This is a genomic window from Providencia xihuensis (genome assembly GCF_041953405.1).
GTDB classification, from domain to species: Bacteria; Pseudomonadota; Gammaproteobacteria; order Enterobacterales; family Enterobacteriaceae; genus Providencia; species Providencia vermicola.
The window spans coordinates 1354133-1379158 of the sequence record NZ_CP169565.1 but is presented as its reverse complement, the minus strand read 5'-3'; the positions used below and the strand labels follow the sequence as shown (position 1 = coordinate 1379158).

Below are 25026 nucleotides of genomic sequence, written 5' to 3'. Positions count from 1 at the left end.
AGGATAATAATATGGCAACAACGTCAACAAATACACCACCACCAGCGAAAAAACGTTCGGAAGGTTTGAACCCTTACGTTTTATTGTTCTTCATTTTAGTCATCGCAGGTATTGCTACTTGGATCGTTCCTGCGGGGCAATATGCATCAGAGACTAAAGTCATCACCATGGTCAAAGATGGCATTGAAACTAAAGTATCTAGCTCTTACACCATACCTGGTAGCTATGAGCGTTTACCTGAGCAATACGGTATTTTACCGGGGCAAATCTTCACGTCTATTGCCGATGGCTTAGTAAAAGCTGCACCAATTATCTTTTTAATTATTTTTACAGGTGGTGCGTTACATCTTCTTGAAGAAACTGGTGCCATAAAAAAGGTACTGAATAATATTTCGCGCAGTAAGAAGCTCAATGATTTTCTGTTAATCACAATTTTCTTTGTGGTGTTTTCTATTTTAGGCACTACTGGCATTGTCGTTAACTCAATCATTGCATTTGTTCCTATCGGCCTGCTAGTCGCAAAATCTGTTGGGATGGACGATAAATTTGGTGCCGCATTGGTCTATGTTGCTGCCTATGCTGGTTTTAATGCCTCAATCATGGCACCGATGACGGTTGGCTTATCACAAGGCTTAGCAGACGTTCCCCTGCTATCTGGCCTTGGTTTTCGAATGGTGATTTATATCGCTTTCGTCATCGCGGGTATCTTATTTTTAACGTTCTATACTAAAAAATGCCGTAAGCAAGGTATGGTTCGCCCAGAGATTGCTGTCGATGACGCTGATCACCAAACCTCAAAAATTTCGGCGCTACATATCATCACTTTGTCATATAGCGCATTCTGCTTAGTCGGCTTTATTTTTGGTGCTGTCGAATGGGGCTGGGGTGAAAAAGAGATGATGGCGATGTTTATCATCTTAGGGGTCGGTGTTGGTGTACTCAACCGTATGTCACCAAATAGCATTGCAACAGGCTTCTTAAAAGGCTGTGCGGGTATGGTTGGCGGTGCATTTATCGTTGGTATGGCACGTGCTATTGCGATTGTATTATCTGATGGCATGATTTTGGACACCATCGTCAATGCGATTATTTCGATGATGGATGGTTTGCCAAAAACCCTTTCTGCACTCTCTATGTTTGCAACTGCAGCGATTATGCACTTCTTTATTTCTTCTGGCTCAGGTGAGGCCGCTGTATTAGTGCCAATCTTTACTCCGATGGGCGACCTACTCGAAATTACCCGCCAAACTACCGTACAAACGGTTCTGTTAGGTGAAGGTGTGGTGAACTGCATTAACCCAACATCGGGGATCTTAATGGCCGTGCTGGCTACGGCGAAAATCCCATATACCACGTGGGTGAAATTTATTTGGCCATTAGTCTTCACATGGATTGCCATTTCTATTGTGGCTCTGGTTTATGCCGTCCTGACCAATTTAGGGCCGATTTAATCCCTAGTTAACAATAGAGAACACTGGCTCAAAGCTTCCTTTATTATAAGAAAGGAAGCTTTTTATGACTTACCTTTCTATTTTTTCAATAAAACACATCACGTCATTCATCAGTGGGAACAGCTGTTTTTCTATTCCAACAAATAGTGCACTTTTTTGCGTGAAATCAGGATGAGAAATTAGCATAGTCGCTAACACACTGTATTGCGGCATTTCAGTCAAATGTGTATTCCATGGACTGGATTTTAATTTTTGCCAATATACCTTTTGTATTGATGCATTTTGCCCCATCAACCATAATTCTAAACACAATTTACGGTGATTAAGCACAATACCAAAGCGCAGTTTTCGCTGTTTCAAAAATGTATTTACAATAGGAAAATATGAGTAATCTAGGTAACCTGGGGAGATATTTCCATATTCAAAACCACGTTCAGATTGATTTGCAAGATATTGCTTTGCTTGCATCATGGTTTTAATTAAATACTCATAGACAACGTTGAGTTCACTTTCTTGAATTTGTCATTGATAATGATTGAGCCGCTGCTGCAAATTGTCCATTTAATTATCCTCCAGTCTGGTTTATCTAAAATCTTACCTGAACCCCACCTTTCCTACCTTAATTTGGAATTAAAAACAGACAGCATCATGCAGGGATAGTATCATTGGCGCCATTAGCTCCTTTTTATTATTTGAGATTTTATTGTGACTTCATTTGCTGATCTTAACGCGCTGAGCGCGGAACAACTGTCTAACCTACAAGAGTTAGGTTACCTCAGTATGACCCCGATCCAAGCGGCCGCCCTTCCTGCTATCCTGTCGGGGAAAGATGTTCGTGCGCAAGCCAAAACAGGCAGCGGTAAAACTGCTGCATTCGGTTTGGGGTTATTGCAACGTATTGATGCCAAATTATTTAAAACCCAATCATTGGTTTTGTGCCCTACTCGCGAACTCGCAGAACAAGTCGCCAACGAATTACGCCGCTTAGCCCGTGCAATTCCAAACATTAAAATTCTCACCTTGTGTGGCGGTGTACCTTTTAGCGTGCAGCGCGATTCCCTTGCTCATGCAGCCCATATAATTGTCGCGACGCCAGGCCGCTTACTTGATCACCTAAACCGCGAAACCGTTCAACTTGATGAATTGCAAACGTTAGTGCTGGATGAAGCGGACAGAATGCTAGATATGGGCTTTATGCCTGACATTGAAACCGTAATTAACTACGCACCAATAAGCCGACAAACTTTACTGTTTTCCGCTACTTGGCCAGATGAAATAGCACGCATTAGCCAACAAATTCAGCACGAGCCACAAACAATTGAAATCAATAGTGTTGATGAATTACCTGCGGTTGAGCAGCAATTTTATGAAGTCTCACGCCACGGTAAAATCGAATTATTACAAAAATTATTAAGCCGTGAACAACCCGCTTCTTGCGTCGTTTTTTGTAACACCAAAAAAGATTGCCAAGCGGTGTATGATGCACTAAATGACAGCAAGCAAAGTGTGTTAGTGCTACATGGCGACTTAGAACAACGTGACCGTGACCAAACCTTGGTGCGCTTTGCAAATGGGAGCAGCCGCGTGTTGGTTGCGACCGATGTCGCTTCCCGCGGACTCGATATTAAAGCCCTTGAAATGGTGATTAACTATGAATTATCGTGGGATCCTGAAGTTCATGTGCACCGTATCGGCCGTACTGCTCGTGCAGGTGAAAGCGGTTTAGCCATTAGCCTATGCGCCCCTGAAGAAGCACAACGCGCAAATGCCCTCGAAGAAATGCTAAATATGAAGCTAAACTGGCAACCCGAACCCGCAGGTCTTCGCATTACACCACTTGAAGCCACAATGGTGACGTTATGCCTTGATGGCGGCAAAAAAGCTAAAATGCGCCCTGGTGACATTTTAGGAGCTCTCACTGGAGAGGTCGGCCTTGACGGCGCAGACATTGGTAAAATTGCCATTCACCCAACCCACGCCTATGTGGCAGTAAAGCGCTCCGTGGCTCAGCAAGCGTGGAAACACCTGCAACAAGGTAAAATCAAAGGTAAATCCGTTAAAGCGCGACTCTTAAAATAGCCTTTCTGTTGTGATTTAGCGTCTAAGCTTATTAGGCGCTAAATTTTTCTTTTTATTTCTTATTTAACATCAAGTTTAAACCCATTAATTCACCAAATGATAGTTGACCCTTGAAATTAATCGTTATATAAATCAATTTACATCGAAATACTAGGTTATATAACAATGAAAAAATATCTTATTGGCCTTTTGGCTTTATCTTGCTCATTCGCCAGCTTAGCTGAGCGAGAATTTACCGATCAATTAGGTCGAAAAGTTGTCATTGACGACCAGATTGAACGTGTCGCCGTTCTCCAACACCAAACATTAAATTTACTGGTTCAGTTGGATGCCACCGATAAAATCGTTGGCGTCATGGGGAATTGGCGTGAACAACTTGGGCAAAATTATGAAAGACTTGCTCCTGAATTGGTCAAAGTTCCCAATGTCGGTGACCTCAAAAGTGTTAACCTTGAAAGTTTAGTGCAATTAAAACCTCAAGTGGTATTTGTAACAAACTATGCCCCGCAAGAAATGATCGATAAAATATCCCAAGTGGGCATTCCTGTTGTGGCAATTTCATTGCAAAAAGAAAATAGTGGCAAAGCAAAAAACAATGTCAATCCTGAACTTATCAACGAAGAACAGGCATACAACGAAGGCTTAAAAGAAGGCATTGCGCTGATTGGGGATATCGTCAATAAACCCGACAACGCAAAAGCACTGATTAAAGAAACTTTTGATAGCCGCGACGTTGTAGCTCAACACTTAAAAAATATTCCTGAAAATCAACGTATTCGAGCCTACATGGCGAACCCTGAGCTCACCACTTATGGCTCTGGAAAATACACGGGTTTAATGATGCAACATGCAGGGGCGATGAACGTTGCCGCATCAACCATCAAAGGATACAAACAAGTTTCCTTAGAACAAGTGATTAGCTGGAACCCTGAAGTCATTTTCATTCAAGACCGATACCCAAGCGTAGTGGATGAAATCAACAATGACCCGCGCTGGCAAGTTATTGATGCTGTTAAAAATAAACGCGTCTTTTTAATGCCTGAATATGCGAAAGCATGGGGTTATCCAATGCCTGAAGCTATGGCGTTAGGTGAATTATGGATGGCGAGCAAGCTCTACCCCCAAAAATTTGCTGATGTTGATGTGGATGCAAAAGTGAATAATTGGTATCAAAAATTCTATCGTACTCAATATCAAGGCAACCATTAATGCATATTATGGCAGCGGGCAGTCTACGTGGCGCATTGACTGCCATTTTAACGCATTTTCCGCAAGCGGATGAGCATGCAATCACCTGTGAGTTTGGCCCCGCAGGTCTATTACGGCGAAAAATTGAGGCAGGTACATATTGTGATCTGTTTCTTTCTGCGGATAAAGCACATCCCCTAGTATTAATGCAACAAAATATCGCCTATGCCACTTTGCCCTTTATTACTAACCGCCTAGGAATCACCACAACGACACTGCTTGCCCAAAAGTACCCAAATTGGCTGCAATTGCTTAGTGCACCAGATATTATCATTGGCACATCTACGCCCCACGATGACCCTTGTGGGGATTATGTTATCCAACTCTACGATAAAATTCGCCTGAATCATCCTCACCTTGCTAATGAGATTCAAGCTCGTACTCGCCACTTAGTCGGTGGGAAAAACTCTCCCGTGATCCCTTCTGGTCAATTAGCTTCCCAATGGTTAATAGAATCTCATCAGGCAGACTTATTTATTGGCTATCATCACTATCAACAAAAAATTGCAAAACTGCCAAACCTCACCACGCTCCCAATTCCAAATCACGATAATATCCAAGCGATTTACACCATGGCATTGATAACAAAAAAATCAGAAATTTTCGCAAATTACCTATTACAGATTGAATCACAAAAACTTTTTACTGAATATGGATTTACCACTCTGCAATAAATCACCTAAGAGCACACATTTCAAATCAATAAATTAAAAATATTGAACAATATACGAAAACGTTTGCTTTTTATTTTGATGGCTATAAAATGCGTCGGATTTTTTTGGCCTGAGAAAAATAACTGGAGACAATCGTGCCTGAAGATAAAAATTATAGCCATGGGCCCGTGCCCATATCCGCGCGAAAAGGCGGACTAGCATTAACCTTTGTGATGCTAGGTTTAACGTTCTTTTCAGCCAGTATGTGGACCGGAGGCGCTCTCGGTACCGGTCTTAATTTTCATGATTTCTTCCTCGCAGTTCTTATTGGTAATCTTCTTCTTGGTATCTACACCGCATTTCTTGGTTTTATCGGTTCAAAAACTGGCTTAACAACTCACCTCCTCGCGCGTTACTCCTTCGGTATTAAAGGCTCATGGCTCCCTTCATTCTTACTTGGCGGCACGCAAGTCGGCTGGTTTGGTGTGGGTGTTGCGATGTTTGCTATCCCTGTTGGTAAAGCCACAGGCTGGGACATTAACTGGTTGATTGGTATTTCAGGCATTTTAATGACCATCACCGTATTTTTCGGTATTTCCGCATTAACCGTCCTTTCTATCGTCGCCGTTCCCGCGATTGCTATATTAGGGAGTTACTCTGTCTACCTCGCGATCACCGATATGGGGGGAATGAGCGCACTACAAGCCGTTGTCCCTGCAAAACCGATTGATTTTAATTTGGCACTTGCCATGGTGGTCGGCTCATTCGTCAGCGCAGGCACCTTAACCGCAGATTTTGTTCGCTTTGGTCGCAAACCGAAAGTCGCCGTTTTAGTCGCACTCGTGGCTTTCTTCCTTGGTAACTCATTAATGTTTATCTTTGGTGCAGCTGGGGCCGCGTCACTCGGAATGGCTGATATCTCAGATGTCATGATTGCCCAAGGTTTGTTATTACCCGCAATTATCGTTTTGGGTTTAAATATTTGGACAACCAATGACAATGCCCTTTACGCTTCAGGTTTAGGCTTCGCCAACATTACTGGGTTATCCAGTAAAGCCTTATCCATTGTGAATGGGTTAGTTGGTACTTTGTGTGCATTATGGTTGTATAACAATTTTGTCGGCTGGCTAACCTTCTTATCTGCCGCCATTCCACCGATAGGTGGGATAATCATTGCTGACTACTTGATGTATCGCCATCGTTATGAAACATTCGATCGCAGTAAAATGCGTGATGTGAATGTCAGTGCGTTAATCGCTGTTGCAGCGGGTGTCATTGCGGGGCATTGGTTACCTGGAATTGTGCCTGTTAATGCCGTCCTTGGGGGCGCTTTGTGTTACGCTGTACTTAATCCTTTATTAAACCGCCGCCGTGCCACGGATTCGGAGCTAACTCGTGCATAATCAAACTATTAAACATATCCATAATGTCCGCTTACCTGAGCGTAATGGCTTATGGCGCATCGATATCGATAACCAAAAAATCACTGCAATTACCCCGCAAGTGGATGGCGAGATCTTGCCAGAAAGCTTAAATGGTGAAGGTGGGTTAGTTTCGGCTCCTTTTGTTGAGCCGCACATTCATTTAGATACAACCCAAACGGCGGGACAACCTAGCTGGAACCAGTCTGGTACCTTATTCGAAGGGATTGAACGTTGGGCAGAACGCAAAGCGATGCTCACACACGATGATGTGAAAAACCGCGCATGGCAGACCTTGAAATGGCAAATTGCGAATGGAATTCAACATGTTCGTACTCATGTTGATGTGTCTGATCCTACGTTAACGGCACTGAAAGCGATGCTTGAAGTGAAGCAAGAAGTGGCGCCATGGATCGATTTGCAAATTGTCGCCTTTCCACAAGAGGGCATTATGTCTTACCCAAATGGTGAAGAACTCCTTGAAGAAGCTCTACGCCTTGGTGCTGATGTCGTTGGTGCAATTCCTCACTTTGAATTTACCCGTGAATACGGTGTGGAATCACTCCATAAAACCTTTGCTTTAGCTGAAAAGTATGACCGTTTGATTGATGTTCACTGTGATGAAATTGATGACGAGCAATCGCGCTTTGTGGAAACTGTTGCCGCGTTAGCACACGCGAAAGGCATGGGCTCCCGTGTGACTGCGAGCCACACTACAGCGATGCACTCCTATAACGGTGCTTATACATCCCGTTTGTTCCGCTTGTTAAAAATGTCGAAAATCAACTTTGTTGCCAATCCGTTAGTGAACATTCACTTACAAGGCCGATTTGATACCTACCCAAAACGCCGTGGGATCACGCGAGTAAAAGAGATGCTGGCTGCGGATATTAATGTGTGCTTTGGGCATGATGACGTTTTTGACCCGTGGTATCCACTTGGCACAGCCAATATGTTGCAAGTCCTGCATATGGGGTTACATGTTTGCCAATTAATGGGTTATCAGCAAATCAATGATGGATTGAAACTGATTAGTGAATACAGCGCACGTACCTTGAACTTACAAGACTACGGTGTCAGTGAAGGTAAACGCGCAAGTCTGTTAATTTTGCCTGCTGAAAATGGTTTCGATGCGGTGCGCCGTCAAGTGCCAGTGCGTTACTCTATTCGTGATGGACAAATCATTGCCAATACCCAACCTGCGGTAACCCAAATTCACCTCGAAGAAACTGAAACCGTTCGTTACGGATATTCCCCACTCGTTTAATCATTGTTGATTAAACTGATTAATAGCGCTCAATAATTTATTGAGCGCTATTTTACCCACTAAGATTATCTGCAAACAAGAATAGCCATCTACACATCTGTAACTATTTAAACTTACTTATAAAAATAGTGTTCATCATTTTGTCACTCACTTAAGTCATACTAAAATATAATGGTATAAGGGCAATATCCCCTTCATTCACCTTGTTTTTTGGTGATAAGTGCCTTTTATGTTATTTAGTTGTAATTTTGATTGAAATTCACACTGAAGGTTTTATATTTTTTAGAGAGTTATCTGAAACTGGATTTGAGCTTTATTTATAGCAACAATAACGCTAATACACTGTCTGCCATACAGTGGTGGTCAATATTCCTGTTTTGCTGTACCGCGAATACGTCACAAATAAAGCTCTCTGAATCCCACTTTGCTAAAAATTGGAGATCAGATGAGTACTGAACATGCTGTTAATCAAAAAACCTCTGTCGACTCTTGGAAGCGCATTGTTAGTGAGTTATTAAGCGAAGCTGGCATTGAAATTAATGGCTCCCAACCTTTCGATATTCGTGTCCATAATGACCAATTTTATAAACATGTCTTACAACAAGGTTCCATTGCACTTGGTGAAAGTTATATGGCGGGTTGGTGGGATTGCGAACGTTTAGATATTTTTTTCCACCATGTACTCCGCCATGGTCTCGATAAAAAACTACCACATAATTTCAGCGATATACTGAAAATTGCGATTGCACGCATCCGTAATTTACAAACACCAAAACGCGCACGCATTGTAGGTGAAGAGCATTACGACCTTGGGAACGACCTATTCTCACGGATGCTTGACCCTTATATGCAATATTCCTGTGGTTATTGGAAAGGTTTAGATAATACCCCCGAGAACTTGCCGATAGCACAAGAACAAAAATTAAAACTGATTTGCGAAAAACTGCAATTAAAACCAGGAATGCGTTTACTTGATATCGGTTGTGGTTGGGGAGGCCTTGCGGCTTTTGCTGCAAAGCATTTTTCAGTGTCGGTAACGGGTGTAACGATTTCGGCTGAGCAACAGAAATATGCACAAGCGCGATGTGCTGAACTTGATGTGCAAATTATGTTAGAAGATTATCGTAATCTTAATGCCCAATTTGACCGCATTGTTTCCGTTGGCATGTTTGAACATGTCGGCCCCAAAAATTATGCAACGTATTTTGATGTGGTGAAACGAAATTTAAAACCAGATGGGCTATTTTTATTGCACACGATTGGTTCCAATCGAAATAAGGTAAATGTTGACGCATGGATCAATAAATATATATTTCCAAATGGTTGTCTGCCTTCACTGCAAAATATTGGCGAAAGTAGCGAAAACAAATTAGTGATGGAAGATTGGCATAACTTTGGTGCTGACTATGATAAAACGCTTATGGCGTGGTATTCACGTTTCCAATCAGCTTGGCCTGAGCTAGAGCATAATTATACACCGCGCTTTAAACGGATGTTTTCTTATTACTTGAATGCCTGTGCTGGCGCTTTTCGAGCCCGTGATATCCAGTTATGGCAAATTTTATGGAGCCCGCAAGGGGTCGAAGGTGGCTTAAGAGTTGCAAGGTAAACAATGATGCCGTAAAAAGGCGATTAAATCGCCTTTTTCACAACATTTGAAACTTGAATCAAGTCGATTGGTTTTCCAACCATTTTTCAATCACTTGTAACCCATCTTCTATTTCTTTTCTTAATTCAGTGGATTGTAAAGGTTCTTTTTCTAAAAGAACACACGTCGCCATCGCCATTTGTAGGCCTAAACTGGCGCAGCTGCTTTTTAATTGATGAGCCAACTTTTTTATACGTTCAGTATCATTATGTTGATAAGCAGCCTCAATATCAGCCAATAAGGGGAAAGAATGCTGTTTAAAAATAGCTACCCAGTCCTTGATTTTTGGGTAACCCATTAATTGTGCATCATTTTCCAATTGCACTAAATTAACTGACTGTATATTCTCAGGAATAATAGATGGAATTGAAATGCATTCCCCACCCGAAATATATTTAGTAATTAATTGATTTAGTGTATCCCTCGGAACAGGCTTTTGAATGATCCCACGGAAAATTTTATGAGTACGTTGTCGCAACGTTTCATCAATCACATGGGCACTAAAACCAATCAGGAGAAGCAACGGATATTGCTCTGATAACTGCTTCGCTAATGTAATCCCATCAATATCTGGCAAGCCAAAATCGACTAGTGCAGCAGTAAAGGAAGGTTGTTGCGAGAGTATTGCCAGCGCTTCTGCCGCTGACCCCGCGACTGTCACTTTCGCCCCACTTGAAATTAGCATTTCACTGCTAATTTTTTGTGTCAACGGGTTATCTTCAATCAGCAATAAACTCACACCATGCATGTTAACAGGTAAATCAGAAGAATTATCAATGGGCTTTAACGCAGGGCAAAGGGGTAATGTTAAACGAAAACAGCTTCCAACACCCAACTCACTATTCACAGTAAGCTCTCCCCCCATGGCCTCAGCCAAGCTTGCACTGATGGTCAACCCAAGACCTGTTCCGCCTCGTTGGCTATCCACTTGCACAAACGGTTTGAAAATATCAGCTAGGCGCGAGCCTTCAATGCCACACCCAGTATCTTCTACCTCAATAAACCAGTATTTACCAAAACGACAACTGCGTAAGGTAATTTGCCCTGCCTGTGTAAAGCGCAGTGCATTGCTCAACAAATTAGTAATAATCTGTCTAATACGTAATGGGTCGCCCTGTAGTGCCACAGGCAAGTCATCCGCAATATCTGCCACCATTGTGATAGCGCGGTTTTTATTGCTCGCATTCATTAAATATAATGTGCTTTCTAGTAGCGGTTTTGGTAGAAAAGGTTCATCGCTGATAGAAACATTCTGCCCGCCTGCTTCAATGGCGGAGTAATCTAAAATATCATTTAAAATAGCCAGTAAAGACTCACCTGAATCTGTGATGGCGTGCAAATCTTCACGATATTGCTTAAGCGGTGGCTTTTCTAATAACAACTGCGCTGTGCCTAAAATACCATATAGCGGTGTGCGAATTTCATGACTCATGGCAGCCAAAAAGGCAGATTTTGCGTGGTTGGCCTTTTCCGCTTCGGCGCGTGCTTTTCGGTGCTCTACCACCAATACCCGTAATTCCGCAGTCCGTGCTTTGACTTGATCGGCGAGCTGTTCACGCTGACTATTCAGCGCATGAACACTTGAGCGAAACGCATCCATCAAACGACCGATGGTGTCTAATTCTTTCACCCCCGCTGTTTCAGGAAATGCGGAATCAATATCCCCCTCAAGTAACCGCTGGAGAGCTTGTGTTTGCTGCGCGAGTGGTTTAGTCACTAGCCGATAAACCACACGCCATAAAATCAAAATAAATGAAAAAAGTGACACAACACTGAGTAACAACAACCAGTTTTGCCCCCGTTCACTGGCTTGCTTGAGTTCGACAAGTGCTGTTTGATTACGTTGTTCAATCGTATCAACCAGTTGGGTAACTTCACTGCTAAAGCGTGCAAATTGGTCAATATTATTTTGCGATAAAATCTGTAAACGCGTGGTGATATCGTTTTCTTGGCGATATAGCGAAATCAACTCCACATAACGGCTAACGATGTCTAATGCATTTCCTACTTGGTGACGAACTGCAGGATCTTCAATGTATTTTTGCCGACGTTGGAGGATTTTCACTGCTTGGTTGAGTTGGTTATCTAACTCCACTGTATTTGGGGTTAATGGCAATGTACTTAAATTTAACACCATCTGTTGAACACGCATCGCACTGAGCCGTAATTCATTCATTTGACTGACATATTCAAGGTCAATATCAATTAAGCGATCAAGTGCCGCCTGCGCTGATGAAGTTCGTTTTTCTTCAATTAAATCATATAAACTAACTTGCGTTGCTCCTGCAGAGGTTGTGGCATTATTTGCCTGCCCATGAGCTAACTGCGCAATTTCCCCTGCCGCTGAAATAATTCGTTGGCGTAGTTGTCGCTGTGTATTACGCAACGTCAGCCGTTGGCCAACAAGCTCCCCCTGTTGGCTTAACGACTTGGCGATCTCTTTTTCTTGCTGTTCAATTGCTGATGTATCAAACCCTTGTTCACGAAGGGTTTTCAATAAGTTCGTAATTTTTAAGCTTTGTGCTGTTAGCATTCGGCCTTGGGCAAGCCAGCTGTTTTCATTATCTGCATTAGTCAAATTTTGTGCTGAAAAAAGCTCCCATGCGCTGGCTTCACTTAATTGGCGCGCCATATTCATGGTTGGAATTAGGGCTTGGGTGTTATCTTGCTCAACCTGACTAACAAAACGGAGGTTATACCAGCCCACTAGGGTACTGATGAACGTCAATGCGGCCATTAAGGCAAAGCCCATCCACAATCGTCGAGTTAGTGATAAATTCACAGTTTACGTACCTAGCGGTTAATAAAGGTTGAGTTCATATTACAAAAGCATTTAGGATAAAGGTTTATGACCAGTGAGGCTATCATGCGCGCATTTATTTTACTGTTCGTCACGTTTTACGCGGCACTCGGTTATGCTGCGGATAAAAACGAGTCGCTATTGCGTTGGCAAGATAATTTGTCTTTCAGTCATCAAAAACACCAAACGCCCCAAACCGACAAAGTTTGGAAGTTATGTGCCCTTTACCCAAGTTTAAAAGATTCTTATTGGTTATCCATCAATTATGGTATGCAAAAAGCAGCCCAGACTTACGGTGTCGATTTAAAAGTTTTGGAAGCGGGCGGTTATAATCAGCTAGCGACTCAGCAAAAACAAATTTCCCAATGCCAACAATGGGGAGCCGACGCGTTGTTGCTAGGCAGTAGCACCACATCATTTCCTAACTTAAGCCAACAAGTAGGTCATTTACCTGTTATTGAAGTGATAAATGCCACTCACAATAACATCATTAAAACTCGCGTGGGTGTACCTTGGTTCCAAATGGGCTATCAACCTGGTCGTTACCTTGTTCAATGGAGCAAAGGCAACCCATTAAAAGTATTACTGATGCCAGGCCCTCGTGATGCAGGTGGCAGTCAAGAAATGGAAGACGGTTTCCAACAAGCTATAGCTAAAAGCAATGTAACTATTCTTGATATTGCCCATGGTGATAACGACCTTGAAATTCAACGTAATTTGTTACATGAAATGCTAGAGCGTCACCCTGATGCCGATGTGGTGGTCGGTACGGCCATTGCCGCAGAGGCTGCGATGGGTGAAAAACGAAACCTTGCAAAACCACTCAATATTGTTTCTTTTTACTTGTCCCACCAAGTCTATCGTGGCTTAAAACGCGGCCGAATTATCATGGCAGCCAGCGACCAAATGGTTTGGCAAGGGGAACTCGTCATTGAACAAGCAATTAATGTGCTCGAAGGCCATGCCGTACCAGATAATATTAGCCCACCCATTTTAGTATTAACCCAGAAAAATGCCGATAGTGAGCACTTACGTTGTTCACTTTCTCCTGGGGGATTTCGCCCTGTTTATCAATATACATCAGCCGCTAAAAAATAACCTTCACCATGCTGAGTAACCAATAAATCCGCCTTTAATTTATGACGCAAACGGCGGATTAGCACATCGACAGTACGCAAATCTGGGTTATCAACGCGGCGTGCTGATAACATACGTAATAACCGCTCACGACTTAGAATTTCCCTTGGATTCGTCACAAAAGCCACTAACATTTCATATTCAGCACGCGTTAATTTTATGGTTTCTTGGTTAAACTCTAACGTGTGCATAGACACATTGAGGCAATAACCTGCAAATTGGTAGCAATTTTCTTGGGAAATAGGTTGCGAGTGCGCTTGGTTTGCTAAGTCAATGCGCCATAAAAGATTTTTCACACGCACGACTAACTCCCGCAATTCCAGCGGCTTCGTCACATAGTCATCCGCTCCCATCTCTAAACCAACAATACGGTCAATTTGGTCGCAGCGCCCTGTCACTAAAATAATCCCTACCGTAAATCGCTCTCGCAGTGCCCTTGTGAGCATCAATCCGTTCTCATCAGGTAAATTAATATCTAATAAAATCAGGTCGACAGGCTGAAGCTCCATAATTTCACGCAGACCCGCACCACTCCCCGTGACCGAAACACGATACCCTTCTTGCTCAAAATAGGCTTGCAACCGTGCCTGAGTCACGGGTTCGTCTTCAACAACCACAATATGATGTGATGCCATCAATTTCTTCTCTTCTGTTCATATCTGTTCATATTTATTCACATCTTGCCGCATGCTGTTCATCCTGACCAGTACCGCTATTCATATTTGCTGAATAAGATCCTCTATATTAAACCATATTATTTTAGGGGATATTATGCGGAAACTCTGGAGAGCGTTATTAAGGCCAAGTGCGCGCTGGTCAATGCTCACACTACTTATCGTCGGTATTGTTGTCGGCGTTGCACTCATCGTTGTTCCTCATGTGGGAATGAAAGTCACCAGTACAACGGAATTCTGCGTTAGCTGTCACAGCATGGAAACCGTTTATGAAGAATATAAACAATCTGTTCATTTCCAAAATGCTTCTGGTGTTCGTGCAGAGTGCCACGATTGTCATATACCAAATGACCTCCCTGGCATGATTAAACGTAAACTCGAAGCGAGCAATGATATTTATCAAACATTTATCGCACATTCGATCGATACCCCAGAAAAATTTGAAGCGAAACGTGCAGAACTTGCAGAACGCGAGTGGGCTCGCATGAAAGAAAATAATTCCGCGACATGCCGCTCCTGCCATGATTACGATTCAATGGATCACGCTAAGCAAAACCCAGAAGCGGCACGCCAAATGCAAATTGCAGCGAAAGATAACCAATCTTGCATCGATTGTCACAAAGGGATCGCCCACCAATTACCCGATATGAGCAGCGGTTTTCGTAAACAGTTCGATGAATTACGTTCCAAAGCAAATGACGATGGCAATACATTATATTCCCTTGATATCAAACCGCTTTATGCTCAAAAAGGCGATAAAGACCCAGCAGGCTCATTGTTACCAGCATCTGAAGTGAAAGTGTTAAAACGCGATGGTGATTGGCTACAAGTCGAAATTACGGGTTGGACAGAAACCGATGGCCGCCGCCGTGTACTTTCTGAGTTACCAGGCAAACGTATTTTCGTTGCGTCCATTCGTGGTGATGTTCAAGAAAATGTAAAAACCCTCGAAAGCACGACCGTTGAAGCCACTGATACCTCGTGGAGCAAATTGCAAGCCACTGCGTGGATGCAGCAAGGGGATATGGTCAACGATATCAAACCAATTTGGGCTTATGCAGACTCCCTGTACAACGGTTCATGCAACCAGTGCCACGGTGCACCTGACATCGCCCACTTCGACGCCAACGGCTGGATAGGCACCCTAAATGGCATGATTGGCTTTACCAGTTTAGATAAGCGCGAAGAACGTACCTTATTGAAATACCTGCAAATGAATGCATCTGATACAGGTGGTGCGGCACATGGTGACAACGGAGAAAAATAATGAAAAATAATCCGACATTTCAAGCTTCTCGTCGACGCTTTCTTGCCCAACTAGGCGGGCTAACGGTGGCAGGGATGCTAGGTCCTTCATTACTAACCCCACGAAAAGCCAGTGCAGCAACGGCAGCAGAACAAACCGCTGTTGTACAAGAAGGCATTTTAACGGGATCGCATTGGGGTGCTATTCGCGCCACCGTTGTTGATGGTCGATTTATCGAAGCGAAAGCATTTGAGCGCGATAAATTTCCATCCAAAATGATCGCTGGTTTACCTGACCACGTACATGGCACTGCACGCATTCGCTACCCAATGGTGCGGGTTGATTGGCTACGCAAGCGCCATTTAAGTGATACCACCCAACGGGGCGATAACCGATTTGTGCGTGTTTCGTGGGATGAAGCCCTAGATTTATTCTATCAAGAGCTTGAACGCATTCAGACAACTTATGGCCCAAGCGGGTTATTAACCGCAAGTGGCTGGCAATCAACGGGGATGTTCCATAATGCTTCTGGGATGCTTGCCCGCGCTATCGCCCTGCACGGTAACAGCGTCAGCACGGGTGGCGACTACTCCACGGGAGCTGCGCAGGTTATTTTACCTCGCGTAGTGGGTTCGATGGAGGTCTATGAGCAACAAACTTCATGGCCACTGGTATTAGAAAACAGTAAAACCATCGTGTTATGGGGCTCTGATCTCATTAAAAACCAACAAGCTAACTGGTGGTGCCCAGACCACGACGTATACGCTTATTACGAGCAGCTAAAAGAAAAAGCAGCAAGTGGTGAGATAAAAGTAATTAGTGTCGACCCAATCATTACCTCTACTCATGATTATCTTGGACGCGACAATGTTCAACACATTGCCATCAATCCACAAGCCGATGTACCTTTACAACTCGCTTTAGCCCACACGCTATACACGGAAAATTTACACGATAAAAACTTCCTTAAAGATTACTGTGTTGGTTTTGAGCAATTCTTACCCTATTTACTGGGGGAAAAAGATGGGCAAGCCAAAGATGCAGAATGGGCAGCTAAAATTTGTGGTATTGATACTGAAACAATCCGCACACTTGCACGCCAAATGGCGGCAAACCGCACGCAAATTATTGCGGGTTGGTGTGTGCAGCGCATGCAGCATGGCGAACAATGGTCGTGGATGATTGTTGTGCTCGCCGCGATGTTAGGCCAAATTGGTTTACCTGGAGGTGGGTTTGGTTTCGGCTGGCACTATAACGGTGCAGGCACACCAAGCCGCCAAGGAATTATTTTAAGTGGCTTTTCTGGCTCAACCAAAGTCCCGCCAATCCACGACAGCAACGATTACAAGGGCTATAGCAGTACCATTCCAATCGCGCGTTTTATCGATGCGATTCTAGAGCCGGGTAAAACCATTAATTGGAACGGTAAATCCGTCAAACTACCGCCATTAAAAATGTGCGTGTTTGCGGGTACTAACCCGTTCCATCGCCACCAGCAAATTAACCGTATTATTGAGGGGTGGCGTAAGCTTGAAACGGTGGTTTCGATTGATAACCAATGGACATCTACCTGCCGTTTTGCCGATATTGTCTTGCCTGCCACAACGCAATTTGAACGTAATGACCTCGACCAATACGGTAACCACTCTAATCGCGGCATTATTGCAATGAAACAGTTAGTTGAACCGCAATTTGAATCGCGTAACGATTTTGATATTTTCCGTGACTTATGCCGCCGTTTTGGGCGTGAAGACGCATTCACCGAAGGCTTAGACCAAATGGGCTGGCTCAAACGGATTTGGCAAGAAGGCAGCCAGCAAGGAAAAGGCCGCGGGATCCATTTACCTGCTTTTGATGCGTTCTGGGAAAAAGACGGTTATGTGGAATTTGAACATCCACAAATGTTTGTTCGCCATCAAGCCTTTAGGGAAGATCCAGATTTAGAACCATTGGGCACACCAAGCGGCTTGATTGAGATTTACTCAAAAACCATCGCAGACATGCAGTACGATGACTGCCAAGGCCACCCAATGTGGTTTGAAAAAGTTGAGCGCTCCCATGGTGGCCCAGGCTCTAAACAATGGCCTTTGCATTTACAGTCTGCTCACCCTGATTTTCGCTTACACTCGCAATTATGTGAGTCCCCAGCACTACGCCAATATTATTCTGTCAGTGGCAAAGAGCCCGTATTTATCAGCCCTCAAGATGCCAAAGCTCGTGGAATTCATAACGGTGATGTGGTTCGAGTCTTTAATGACCGCGGGCAAGTTTTGGCTGGTGCTGTGGTTTCTGACTTGTATGCGCAAGGTGTTGCCCGTATTCACGAAGGTGCCTGGTATGATCCTACCAAAGGCGGTGAAATCAATGCACTTTGTAAATATGGCAACCCTAACGTATTAACGTTAGATATTGGTACATCACAACTCGCCCAGGCTACCAGTGCACATACCACCTTAGTGGAGATCGAGAAATTCACAGGGCAATTAGATAGCGTTAGTGCATTTGATGGGCCAATTGAAATGGTAGCACAATGTGAATATGTGCCTGCATCACAGGTGAACAAATGACCAAGAACAGCGTGTTAACCGGGGAACAGATAGCCTGTATTTATGCATGGCTAGCACAACTATTCTCACGTGAATTAGATAGCGCCCAATTGGCACAGCTTCAGTCCACCGATAGGGTGGACTGGTTTACCATTATCGAGCAAGAACCGAGATTAATTGCACCAACGCATGAATTACAGATAAAAATCGATGCCCTTACGCATCGACCTGACGCCCAATTAGAACTAGCTGCGGATTTTTGTAGCCTATTTTTAATGTCAGATAAACAATCTGCCTTACCTTATGCCTCGGTTTACCCAAGTAATGCGCCAAATAACGTACAAATTGCGAGTTTGTTATTCGAAGCAGGAATGGAAACCAGTGATGTATTTAATGAACCGTTAGACCATCTTTCCATCTTTTTGGAATTACTCAGTCACCTGCATTTTTCACTCAGTGAACCCCATATCGATCACGAAAAAATCAGGCAATTACGCCAACAAACCTTATCGTGCTTATTACAGTGGTTACCTACATTTAGTCACAATTGCCAACGTTATGATGAATTCGGTTTTTATGGTGCCTTGAGTCAATTATTACTCACATTAGTTCAGTTAGACGAACAAAATCAATAACGTTGTGACTCATAACTATTGGGTTGCGTGTGTTTACACGCGACCCAATTTAAAACAACCTAAATTCGAGCTTGAATTAAACTTGATTCGATTAAGTTTTCAAAGCGTGTTTGCTGACCCGTTGGTAAAACATGGCATAGCGTTTCTTTCCGCTTTTGTTTATCAAATAGTGATTCAATCAGCCAACCGACAAGGTACAACGTGGATAAGCATCCCCCCGCTGTAGCGATTTTCCCATGACAAACAAGAGGCTGGTCAATCGGCTCTATCTGCCTTAATTGTAACGCTTTTCTTGCCTCTTGGTGAGTTGTCGCTTTTCGTTCAGATAATAAGCCAAGCGCATCTAAAATAAACGCTCCCGCACAAATCGAGCCAATATATTGACGGTTTGAATCTAACTGTAATACAGATAAAAAATTCGGATCCGCCAATACGTCTGGCACGCCTTTTTTACCACTGCTAAACAACACGGCATCGGCTTGATTCGCGTCAGATATTGAACCATGCACTGGAATTTCCAGCCCATGAGCAGAACGAATTGTGGGCGTGATGGCCAAAATACGAACGTGCCAATCTCGTTGATTCCGCCCCAAAATATCCCACATGAAAAACAGGTCAATATCTGTAAAATCATCAAATGCAATAATCGCTATTTCTTTCATATTGGTTCCTTTATGCTCTCGTTAATGGCAAATTAAGGGCATAAAGTAACAGTAGTATTTCCACCATACACAGCCTGTATTGAACAATGAAAAAATTAACCAAAGCGTGTTGGATTAAAGCGGGATTTGATGTGTTAGACACAGAAGGACACACTCGATTTTCCAGTGAGCACATTGCGCGAAAACTCAATGTGACCCGCGGTTCTTTTTACCACCATTTTAAAAATCGTGAAGAATATGTTCGCACTTTACTGGAATGCTGGGAGTTAGAGTACACGGAACAGATGTTAGCTCAGGCCAATTCTGCTTATACTCTTGATGATATTTTGAAGAAATATCTTGATGTTGCATCGCAAAAACACCCATCAAGAGAAGTCGCCATTCGAGCATGGGCGCTCAACGATCCGATTGTTTCAGAGTACCAACAAAGGGTCGATGAAACCCGATTAGCTTTTGTGACTCAAAAACTCAATCGTTTATTTATTCCTCGCCACTATACTGATTTGCTCAGCAAACTGATCCATTTATGTTTTATTGGTGGCCAAATGTCTGGTGATAGGCATAACAACCAAGAGTTTAACCAGTTGATCCTTGATGCGCTCCGCTTAAAGGCGCGACTCTTTAACTTTTGATGATGCTTATCTAGCACGTAAAACACCACTTATTATCCTAAAATTCCCTACAATTAGGATGACTGAGAGAAACATATTTAGGTATTTTATGATTATCCGATACAGGCAGTGCCACACTTCACAGCTTACTGATGACGAAAAAGACACGTTATTCGATATGTTATTTGTTGGGTTTGAAGGGGATTTCACTCGGGATGATTTTGAGCATGCCTTGGGCGGCATGCACGTTTTAGCCTATGACCAACATCGTATCGTGGGTCACGTGGCGATAATTCAGCGCCATATGGCGATAAATGATAAACCGATTTCAGTGGGGTATGTCGAAGCCATGGCGGTACTGGAAAGTTATCGTCGCCAAGGTATTGGGCGTGAATTGATGTCTATGACAAATACGATCATCGGCAATTGCTACCAACTTGGCTTGCTGTCGGCCTCTGACGAAGGGTTCCATCTGTATCAATCCCTTGGTTGGAAAGTGTGGAAAGGCACCTTGTTTGAATTATGCCAAGGCGCCTACGTCCGCTCTGAAGGCGAAGAAGGCGGCGTGATGGGCTGGTCTAGAGATAATTCTATTGAGTTTACTGAATCCCTGTACTGCGACTTTCGCGGTGGCGATCAATGGTAACAGGCTGATAACGATAATCTAGCCTTATTTACTGATAGTCAGGTTTGGCTGAATAAGGCTATAGATTTGATTTTTCAATTCTGTTTGACTCGCAAGTTGGTAAACCTGCGCAGCAACATCGGCCCGCATCACTAACCCATGCGCTTCAACAGTTTGCTGCAAAATGGACTTTCCTGTCGCATCCCCATGAAGTAACCCGCCTGGTCGCACAATCGCAAAATCAAGGGAACTGGTTTGTAACCATGATTCAGCCAGTGATTTTTCCCTTACGGCGTGTCCGAAAGCAGCTCTTGCCCGTAAAGAAAGATATTGCCATGAATCCCCGCATCCCAAAGATGTCACCAATACCATACGGGAGATCCCTTCTTGTTCCGCACAGTCAATCACTGTACGGTTCGCTAAATAATCTTGTGAGCCTCCCATGGTGGAAATCACCGTTGCATTGGTTCCCGCCGCTTGGCATGCTGCGGTTACAATGGCCTTATCGCAAGCATCCCCCACAAATACGTTAACCCCCTGTAATGACAACTTTTCCGCGGCTTCAGTATTGCGTACCACTGCCACCACTTGCTGCTGATTTGTAATCGCCAGTTGGGCTATCATGTTCCCAACCCCTTTCCCACCTGCCCCAAAAAGTAGCCACTGCGCCATACATTCACCTTTGTTATTCACTGAAATTACCCACCACGCTACCAAACTAATTGAGATATAAATACCATTCATTTTGAAAATACCATCAACCAAGCTCACGTTTATTCCCTTTTTCTATCCAATAATATCCTCAAAATACGCTCGGGGCTTAAGTTCGCGATGATAATGGCAATGCTGTTATCAATGATGGTGGGGGAACGATGATGAAGTTTGTGATGAAACTGGCGCAGGGAAGCACAGTCAGTTAGGGCTTTTAATACTTAAGCGCTTTTAGCCCTTGATGATCACAGGGCTGAGAATTGATGACTTATCGTTGAGTTTATTGAGCAAGTAATTCCAATAATGTTTGTTCCAAAACAGGCAAAGCAGCGCCATAAATGCGAGAGTTGCGGTTAATTTGGCTCATTGAAAGCTCTGGAAGAGTTTGTCCAAAAAATGCATTTTGCTGCTGAAAGTTTTCACAAAAAGTCGCCCAAACTTGTGGATTTTTCACAAATGGGCCTGAAACAATGAGGCGTGAAGGAAAAAACACCCGACATATATTTGATGCTGCATTCACCATATGAATAATTGCTTGCTGCATGACGGGGTTACTGGCTAAATCACAGCTTGCTAATATTTCAGCGATATTTTCCTCGTCATCATGTGCCTTGAATTTATTTCCAAGTACATCAGGCCCGATGGACCATAACGCGGCCACCGTTTCTAAACATCCCACTTGCCCACATTGGCAAGGTTTTATTTGCTGGGGAATATGCCAATGGCCTATCTCGCCAAACCCGTGCCCACCTACGTTAATCTGGTTATCTGCTGTACTAAATGCAACACCAACGCCATATCCCCAATGAAGTAATAAAGTACTTCTATTGCGTTCAAGAACATGAAGCATCAGTTCATCATCCAGCGTACGCGACAAAACGACTCGATAATTCTCTGGAAACAATTTTTTGATATTCAGGTTATTCATTCGAGGCCATCGGGAAGCATGTATCCAATGGTAAGTTTGGCTATCGAAAATTCCCCCTAGAGAAAACACGCACCCAGCCACTTCGGCTGATTTCGGGATCTTTACCATAATTTTTTCATGGAGCTGGCTAAACTTATCGGCCAATGCCTGATTATCGCAATCTGGGGATGCCTCGAGTTGCTCATGAGCAATAACATTTGACACTAAATTGATAGCAAAAACGTGCAACGACAAGCTAATTACTTGAAAAACTAATGTAATTAACCGGTTAGGGTTAACAACTAAAACCATTGATGGCCTTCCCCGACCTGAATTTTGGCTAATGGTCTCAGTTAATAAGCGGCTATCAAGAAGTTGTGCAACATATTCAGACACTGTTGTCGAGCGAATATTCAACAACTTCACGGCTTCGCGGCGAGTTGTGATTTGCCCATTTAAAATAGCAAAAAATATACGCTCTTTATCGTGGGTTATGGGTTGCGTTATCGGTAGGTGAGAAAGAAAACCTGTCGTTTGTTTAAGTATCATAATAGTGAGATATAAAGCTGTTTAATCAATAGCTTACCCTAAAAACAATTGTCTTAAACGACCGGGAAAATACGCTATTTATCGGCAGCCTAGCCCTTATATGTGCGGAAAAATGGTGAATCACTATCAACAAAGTATGCCTTAAGGAATAGTAGTCAATCAATCCCTATCCACAAAAGAAAATACAAACAAAACATTAGAGAAGCGCAAGAGGCAAGAAGAAGGTTTAGGTATAAACACTTATTGCACCTATAAGTAGCCAGAGCAAACCTTTAGCTCTAGCTACTGAGTTATTAACACATTCTATAGCTTATTATTTTAAAATACATATTCGCGCGCGATATCTTCTCCTAATACACAACTGACGACATTCATGTCTTCATCCCATTTCACCGCAGATATTTGAGGGACTATCCCATGGAAGTCGAACGCTGATTGCAAATAGCGTAATGGGTTCATCCTCGCCATCATGATTGCCTCATCAAATTTAGCCATTTTATGTGTCACAACATTACGAATGGCTTGATCTAACGTTAAACTAGACCCTGCTAAATTGACCTCTCCTGGTACCCGTACTGTGCCATCAGCCGCCCGCTCAATCGACATTGTTGCAAATTGGTAGACCCCAGCTTGATGACATCCCGCTGCGCTGACGGCATCAGTAACCAGTATTGACCTTGCTACCGTCTTTGTTCGCAATAAATTTTTTAACGCAGGAAATGGAATATGGATCCCATCTGCGATAAAACTTGCGCCAATCGCATCGCAACTTAATTGAGCTTGCAGCGTATTTTCCAATTTATGCAAATGTTGAGGGATCCCATTACCTAAATGGGTACTCATGCAAACCCCTGCGCTGGCTGCCGCTTCCATTTGGTTAAAGCTAACATTCGAGTGGCCCACTGCAATACATTTACCTTCCGCGACTAACTGCTTTGTAAATTGAAAATCGTCATCAAACTCAGGTGCATAAGTGATCAATAAGATTGGCTTAGTGATTTCCTGCTCTAACCGACTTATCAAGTGCACATCAGGTTTAATAATTTCGTTAGGTGGATGACATCCTGCATAGCCTATTGCTGAATTAATAAAAGGGCCTTCTAAATGATAGCCAGGCACCATCCATGGCCCTAAGCGACTTGTGGATACCGCCTTATCAAGCGCTCGAAAGCGCTTTATCAAAGATGATTCCGATGCTGTTATTAATGTTGGCAAACAGAGTGTGACGCCTGTTTTTAACATCGCCTCTAACGCATGATCCAATGCCTCTGCGGTGATTTTTTCGTCATTAAAATCAACACCCGCAAAACCATTGACTTGAATATCAAATAAGCCACCCGTCATTTTCATAATTTGTTCCTTCAATACTTTTCCTTAATCAACCTTTGATAACAATGACGCAGAATCTTTATCTAAAAATATTTGGCATTGGGCATGATTTTGAACAATAGATGCAGGCACACGAGGAGTGATTTCTCCTTCAAGTGTGTTTTTCACCGCCCTCGCTTTTCGTAAATCAGGAATACTCAGTATTAATGATTTTGAACGCATGATCTGTGGAATACTCATCGAGATAGCCTGTTTAGGCACCTCATCTAAACTCGCGAACCATTTTTCACCCAGTTGTTGTCGTCTACAATCTTCATCAAGATTAACAACAAGATATGCAGAGGTAGCATGAAAATCAGCGGGTGGATCATTAAATGCTAAGTGCGCATTTTCACCAATACCAGCAAAACAGACATCAATTTCATACTGCGAGATAATCTCGTTAAGCCGTTGAATTTCCTTTCCAATATCAGCAGCAGAACCATTCACACCAATAAATTGGTGTGGCGTGGGTAATTTATCCACTAAACGTTCTTGCAAATAACGGCGAAAACTCGCTGGATGAGTCTCATCAAGGCCAATGTATTCATCTAGGTGAAAAATAGTCACCCTTGACCAATCAATATCTTCTTTGATTAAGCAATCCAACATCTCAAACTGACTGGCACCGGTGGCAACAATAATGGCAATTTCGCTTTTTTCGCGCATTGCTTGTTTAATGGCCTGCACTCCAGCTTTACTGGCTTTTTCACCTAGTGCATGTTTCGTGTCGGAAATAGTAATATTCATACGAACCTCATATTTAAATATTGATACGACCACAAATG

General features: G+C 43.1%; 21 protein-coding genes. 13 read left to right on the top strand and 8 right to left on the bottom strand.

The features are described from left to right. The first annotated feature begins 11 nt into the window (after positions 1 to 11). A complete protein-coding gene (locus tag ACE2AL_RS05980) occupies positions 12 to 1451 on the top strand; it encodes a YfcC family protein (protein WP_375084147.1) in 1440 nt (479 codons plus the stop codon). 69 nt (positions 1452 to 1520) lie between these two features. Here ACE2AL_RS05980 and ACE2AL_RS05975 read toward each other — a convergent pair whose 3' ends face one another. Beyond that, positions 1521 to 1922: a hypothetical protein gene (locus tag ACE2AL_RS05975; RefSeq protein ID WP_375084146.1), complete on the bottom strand. Its 402-nt coding sequence runs from the start codon at positions 1920 to 1922 to the stop codon at positions 1521 to 1523. A gap of 234 nt (positions 1923 to 2156) precedes the next feature. Here ACE2AL_RS05975 and dbpA point away from each other — a divergent pair, with 234 nt between their 5' ends. The 6 genes from dbpA to cfa all read left to right on the top strand — a co-directional run bounded on the left by dbpA (position 2157) and on the right by cfa (position 9728). After that, the gene (gene dbpA, locus ACE2AL_RS05970) at positions 2157 to 3530 is read left to right on the top strand and encodes an ATP-dependent RNA helicase DbpA (RefSeq protein ID WP_272539074.1); all 1374 of its coding nucleotides are present in this window, start codon (positions 2157 to 2159) and stop codon (positions 3528 to 3530) included. Positions 3531 to 3695: 165 nt separating this feature from the next. Further along, on the top strand, positions 3696 to 4739 hold the full coding sequence (locus ACE2AL_RS05965; RefSeq protein ID WP_272539073.1) for an ABC transporter substrate-binding protein: 1044 nt from the start codon (positions 3696 to 3698) through the stop codon (positions 4737 to 4739). Beyond that, positions 4739 to 5452, top strand: coding sequence for a substrate-binding domain-containing protein (locus tag ACE2AL_RS05960; RefSeq protein ID WP_375084145.1), 714 nt, complete (start codon positions 4739 to 4741; stop codon positions 5450 to 5452). Before ACE2AL_RS05965 ends, ACE2AL_RS05960 begins: the two co-directional genes overlap by 1 nt. 134 nt (positions 5453 to 5586) lie before the next feature. Beyond that, entirely contained in the window at positions 5587 to 6834 is a 1248-nt protein-coding gene (gene codB, locus ACE2AL_RS05955) for a cytosine permease (protein WP_272539071.1), read from the top strand. After that, on the top strand, positions 6827 to 8119 hold the full coding sequence (locus ACE2AL_RS05950) for a cytosine deaminase (protein ID WP_272681203.1): 1293 nt from the start codon (positions 6827 to 6829) through the stop codon (positions 8117 to 8119). Before codB ends, ACE2AL_RS05950 begins: the two co-directional genes overlap by 8 nt. A 445-nt stretch (positions 8120 to 8564) precedes the next feature. Next, positions 8565 to 9728 carry a cyclopropane fatty acyl phospholipid synthase gene (gene cfa, locus ACE2AL_RS05945; RefSeq protein WP_206082806.1) on the top strand — a complete coding sequence of 388 codons (1164 nt, stop codon included), beginning with the start codon at positions 8565 to 8567 and terminating at the stop codon, positions 9726 to 9728. 58 nt (positions 9729 to 9786) lie between these two features. Here the strand turns inward: cfa and torS are convergent, their stop codons facing one another. Continuing rightward, positions 9787 to 12549, bottom strand: a complete 2763-nt coding sequence (gene torS, locus ACE2AL_RS05940) for a TMAO reductase system sensor histidine kinase/response regulator TorS (protein WP_206082807.1) — start codon at positions 12547 to 12549, stop codon at positions 9787 to 9789. A gap of 84 nt (positions 12550 to 12633) precedes the next feature. Between torS and torT the strand changes: the two genes are divergently transcribed. Continuing rightward, positions 12634 to 13665, top strand: a complete 1032-nt coding sequence (torT, locus tag ACE2AL_RS05935) for a TMAO reductase system periplasmic protein TorT (RefSeq protein WP_206083029.1) — start codon at positions 12634 to 12636, stop codon at positions 13663 to 13665. Here the strand turns inward: torT and torR are convergent. Continuing rightward, positions 13638 to 14339, bottom strand: a complete 702-nt coding sequence (gene torR, locus ACE2AL_RS05930; RefSeq protein WP_272539068.1) for a two-component system response regulator TorR — start codon at positions 14337 to 14339, stop codon at positions 13638 to 13640. The genes torT and torR overlap by 28 nt on opposite strands. 136 nt (positions 14340 to 14475) lie before the next feature. On the opposite strand from torR, the gene torC reads away from it, so the two are divergent. Genes torC through torD form a run of 3 tightly spaced genes read left to right on the top strand, consistent with a single transcriptional unit; the run spans position 14476 to position 18805 of the window. Further along, complete coding sequence (gene torC, locus ACE2AL_RS05925; protein WP_206082809.1) at positions 14476 to 15645, top strand: pentaheme c-type cytochrome TorC; 1170 nt, start codon at positions 14476 to 14478, stop codon at positions 15643 to 15645. After that, entirely contained in the window at positions 15645 to 18191 is a 2547-nt protein-coding gene (gene torA, locus ACE2AL_RS05920) for a trimethylamine-N-oxide reductase TorA (RefSeq protein ID WP_371007049.1), read from the top strand. The genes torC and torA overlap by 1 nt, the downstream gene beginning before the upstream one ends. After that, positions 18188 to 18805, top strand: a complete 618-nt coding sequence (torD, locus tag ACE2AL_RS05915; RefSeq protein ID WP_349422148.1) for a molecular chaperone TorD — start codon at positions 18188 to 18190, stop codon at positions 18803 to 18805. Before torA ends, torD begins: the two co-directional genes overlap by 4 nt. A gap of 59 nt (positions 18806 to 18864) precedes the next feature. Here the strand turns inward: torD and ACE2AL_RS05910 are convergent, their stop codons facing one another. After that, positions 18865 to 19467 (bottom strand): DJ-1/PfpI family protein, encoded by a 603-nt coding sequence (locus ACE2AL_RS05910; protein ID WP_375084144.1) that lies wholly within the window; start codon positions 19465 to 19467, stop codon positions 18865 to 18867. 86 nt (positions 19468 to 19553) lie between these two features. Here ACE2AL_RS05910 and ACE2AL_RS05905 point away from each other — a divergent pair, with 86 nt between their 5' ends. Beyond that, entirely contained in the window at positions 19554 to 20099 is a 546-nt protein-coding gene (locus ACE2AL_RS05905) for a TetR/AcrR family transcriptional regulator (protein ID WP_272681209.1), read from the top strand. A gap of 88 nt (positions 20100 to 20187) precedes the next feature. Beyond that, on the top strand, positions 20188 to 20724 hold the full coding sequence (locus tag ACE2AL_RS05900; RefSeq protein ID WP_375084143.1) for a GNAT family N-acetyltransferase: 537 nt from the start codon (positions 20188 to 20190) through the stop codon (positions 20722 to 20724). 24 nt (positions 20725 to 20748) lie between these two features. Here ACE2AL_RS05900 and ACE2AL_RS05895 read toward each other — a convergent pair whose 3' ends face one another. The 4 genes from ACE2AL_RS05895 to ACE2AL_RS05880 all read right to left on the bottom strand — a co-directional run bounded on the left by ACE2AL_RS05895 (position 20749) and on the right by ACE2AL_RS05880 (position 24988). Then, a complete protein-coding gene (locus ACE2AL_RS05895; RefSeq protein ID WP_206083031.1) occupies positions 20749 to 21375 on the bottom strand; it encodes an SDR family oxidoreductase in 627 nt (208 codons plus the stop codon). 319 nt (positions 21376 to 21694) lie between these two features. Further along, positions 21695 to 22870 carry an ROK family protein gene (locus ACE2AL_RS05890; protein ID WP_206082814.1) on the bottom strand — a complete coding sequence of 392 codons (1176 nt, stop codon included), beginning with the start codon at positions 22868 to 22870 and terminating at the stop codon, positions 21695 to 21697. A gap of 318 nt (positions 22871 to 23188) precedes the next feature. Further along, the gene (locus ACE2AL_RS05885) at positions 23189 to 24220 is read right to left on the bottom strand and encodes an N-acetylglucosamine-6-phosphate deacetylase (protein ID WP_272573386.1); all 1032 of its coding nucleotides are present in this window, start codon (positions 24218 to 24220) and stop codon (positions 23189 to 23191) included. A 24-nt stretch (positions 24221 to 24244) separates the two neighbouring features. Continuing rightward, positions 24245 to 24988 (bottom strand): glucosamine-6-phosphate deaminase, encoded by a 744-nt coding sequence (locus tag ACE2AL_RS05880; protein WP_375084142.1) that lies wholly within the window; start codon positions 24986 to 24988, stop codon positions 24245 to 24247. Positions 24989 to 25026 lie beyond the last annotated feature (38 nt).

Coding starts and splice junctions, on each gene's coding strand:
- ACE2AL_RS05900 (WP_375084143.1), top strand. CDS start 20,188: ATGATTATCCGATACAGGCAGTGCCACACTTCACAGCTTACTGATGAC.
- torC (WP_206082809.1), top strand. CDS start 14,476: ATGCGGAAACTCTGGAGAGCGTTATTAAGGCCAAGTGCGCGCTGGTCA.
- ACE2AL_RS05890 (WP_206082814.1), bottom strand. CDS start 22,870: ATGATACTTAAACAAACGACAGGTTTTCTTTCTCACCTACCGATAACG.
- ACE2AL_RS05910 (WP_375084144.1), bottom strand. CDS start 19,467: ATGAAAGAAATAGCGATTATTGCATTTGATGATTTTACAGATATTGAC.
- ACE2AL_RS05965 (WP_272539073.1), top strand. CDS start 3,696: ATGAAAAAATATCTTATTGGCCTTTTGGCTTTATCTTGCTCATTCGCC.
- cfa (WP_206082806.1), top strand. CDS start 8,565: ATGAGTACTGAACATGCTGTTAATCAAAAAACCTCTGTCGACTCTTGG.
- ACE2AL_RS05895 (WP_206083031.1), bottom strand. CDS start 21,375: ATGGCGCAGTGGCTACTTTTTGGGGCAGGTGGGAAAGGGGTTGGGAAC.
- torD (WP_349422148.1), top strand. CDS start 18,188: ATGACCAAGAACAGCGTGTTAACCGGGGAACAGATAGCCTGTATTTAT.
- ACE2AL_RS05905 (WP_272681209.1), top strand. CDS start 19,554: ATGAAAAAATTAACCAAAGCGTGTTGGATTAAAGCGGGATTTGATGTG.
- ACE2AL_RS05975 (WP_375084146.1), bottom strand. CDS start 1,922: ATGATGCAAGCAAAGCAATATCTTGCAAATCAATCTGAACGTGGTTTT.
- torA (WP_371007049.1), top strand. CDS start 15,645: ATGAAAAATAATCCGACATTTCAAGCTTCTCGTCGACGCTTTCTTGCC.
- ACE2AL_RS05960 (WP_375084145.1), top strand. CDS start 4,739: ATGCATATTATGGCAGCGGGCAGTCTACGTGGCGCATTGACTGCCATT.
- ACE2AL_RS05885 (WP_272573386.1), bottom strand. CDS start 24,220: ATGAAAATGACGGGTGGCTTATTTGATATTCAAGTCAATGGTTTTGCG.
- ACE2AL_RS05980 (WP_375084147.1), top strand. CDS start 12: ATGGCAACAACGTCAACAAATACACCACCACCAGCGAAAAAACGTTCG.
- torT (WP_206083029.1), top strand. CDS start 12,634: ATGCGCGCATTTATTTTACTGTTCGTCACGTTTTACGCGGCACTCGGT.
- torR (WP_272539068.1), bottom strand. CDS start 14,339: ATGGCATCACATCATATTGTGGTTGTTGAAGACGAACCCGTGACTCAG.
- ACE2AL_RS05880 (WP_375084142.1), bottom strand. CDS start 24,988: ATGAATATTACTATTTCCGACACGAAACATGCACTAGGTGAAAAAGCC.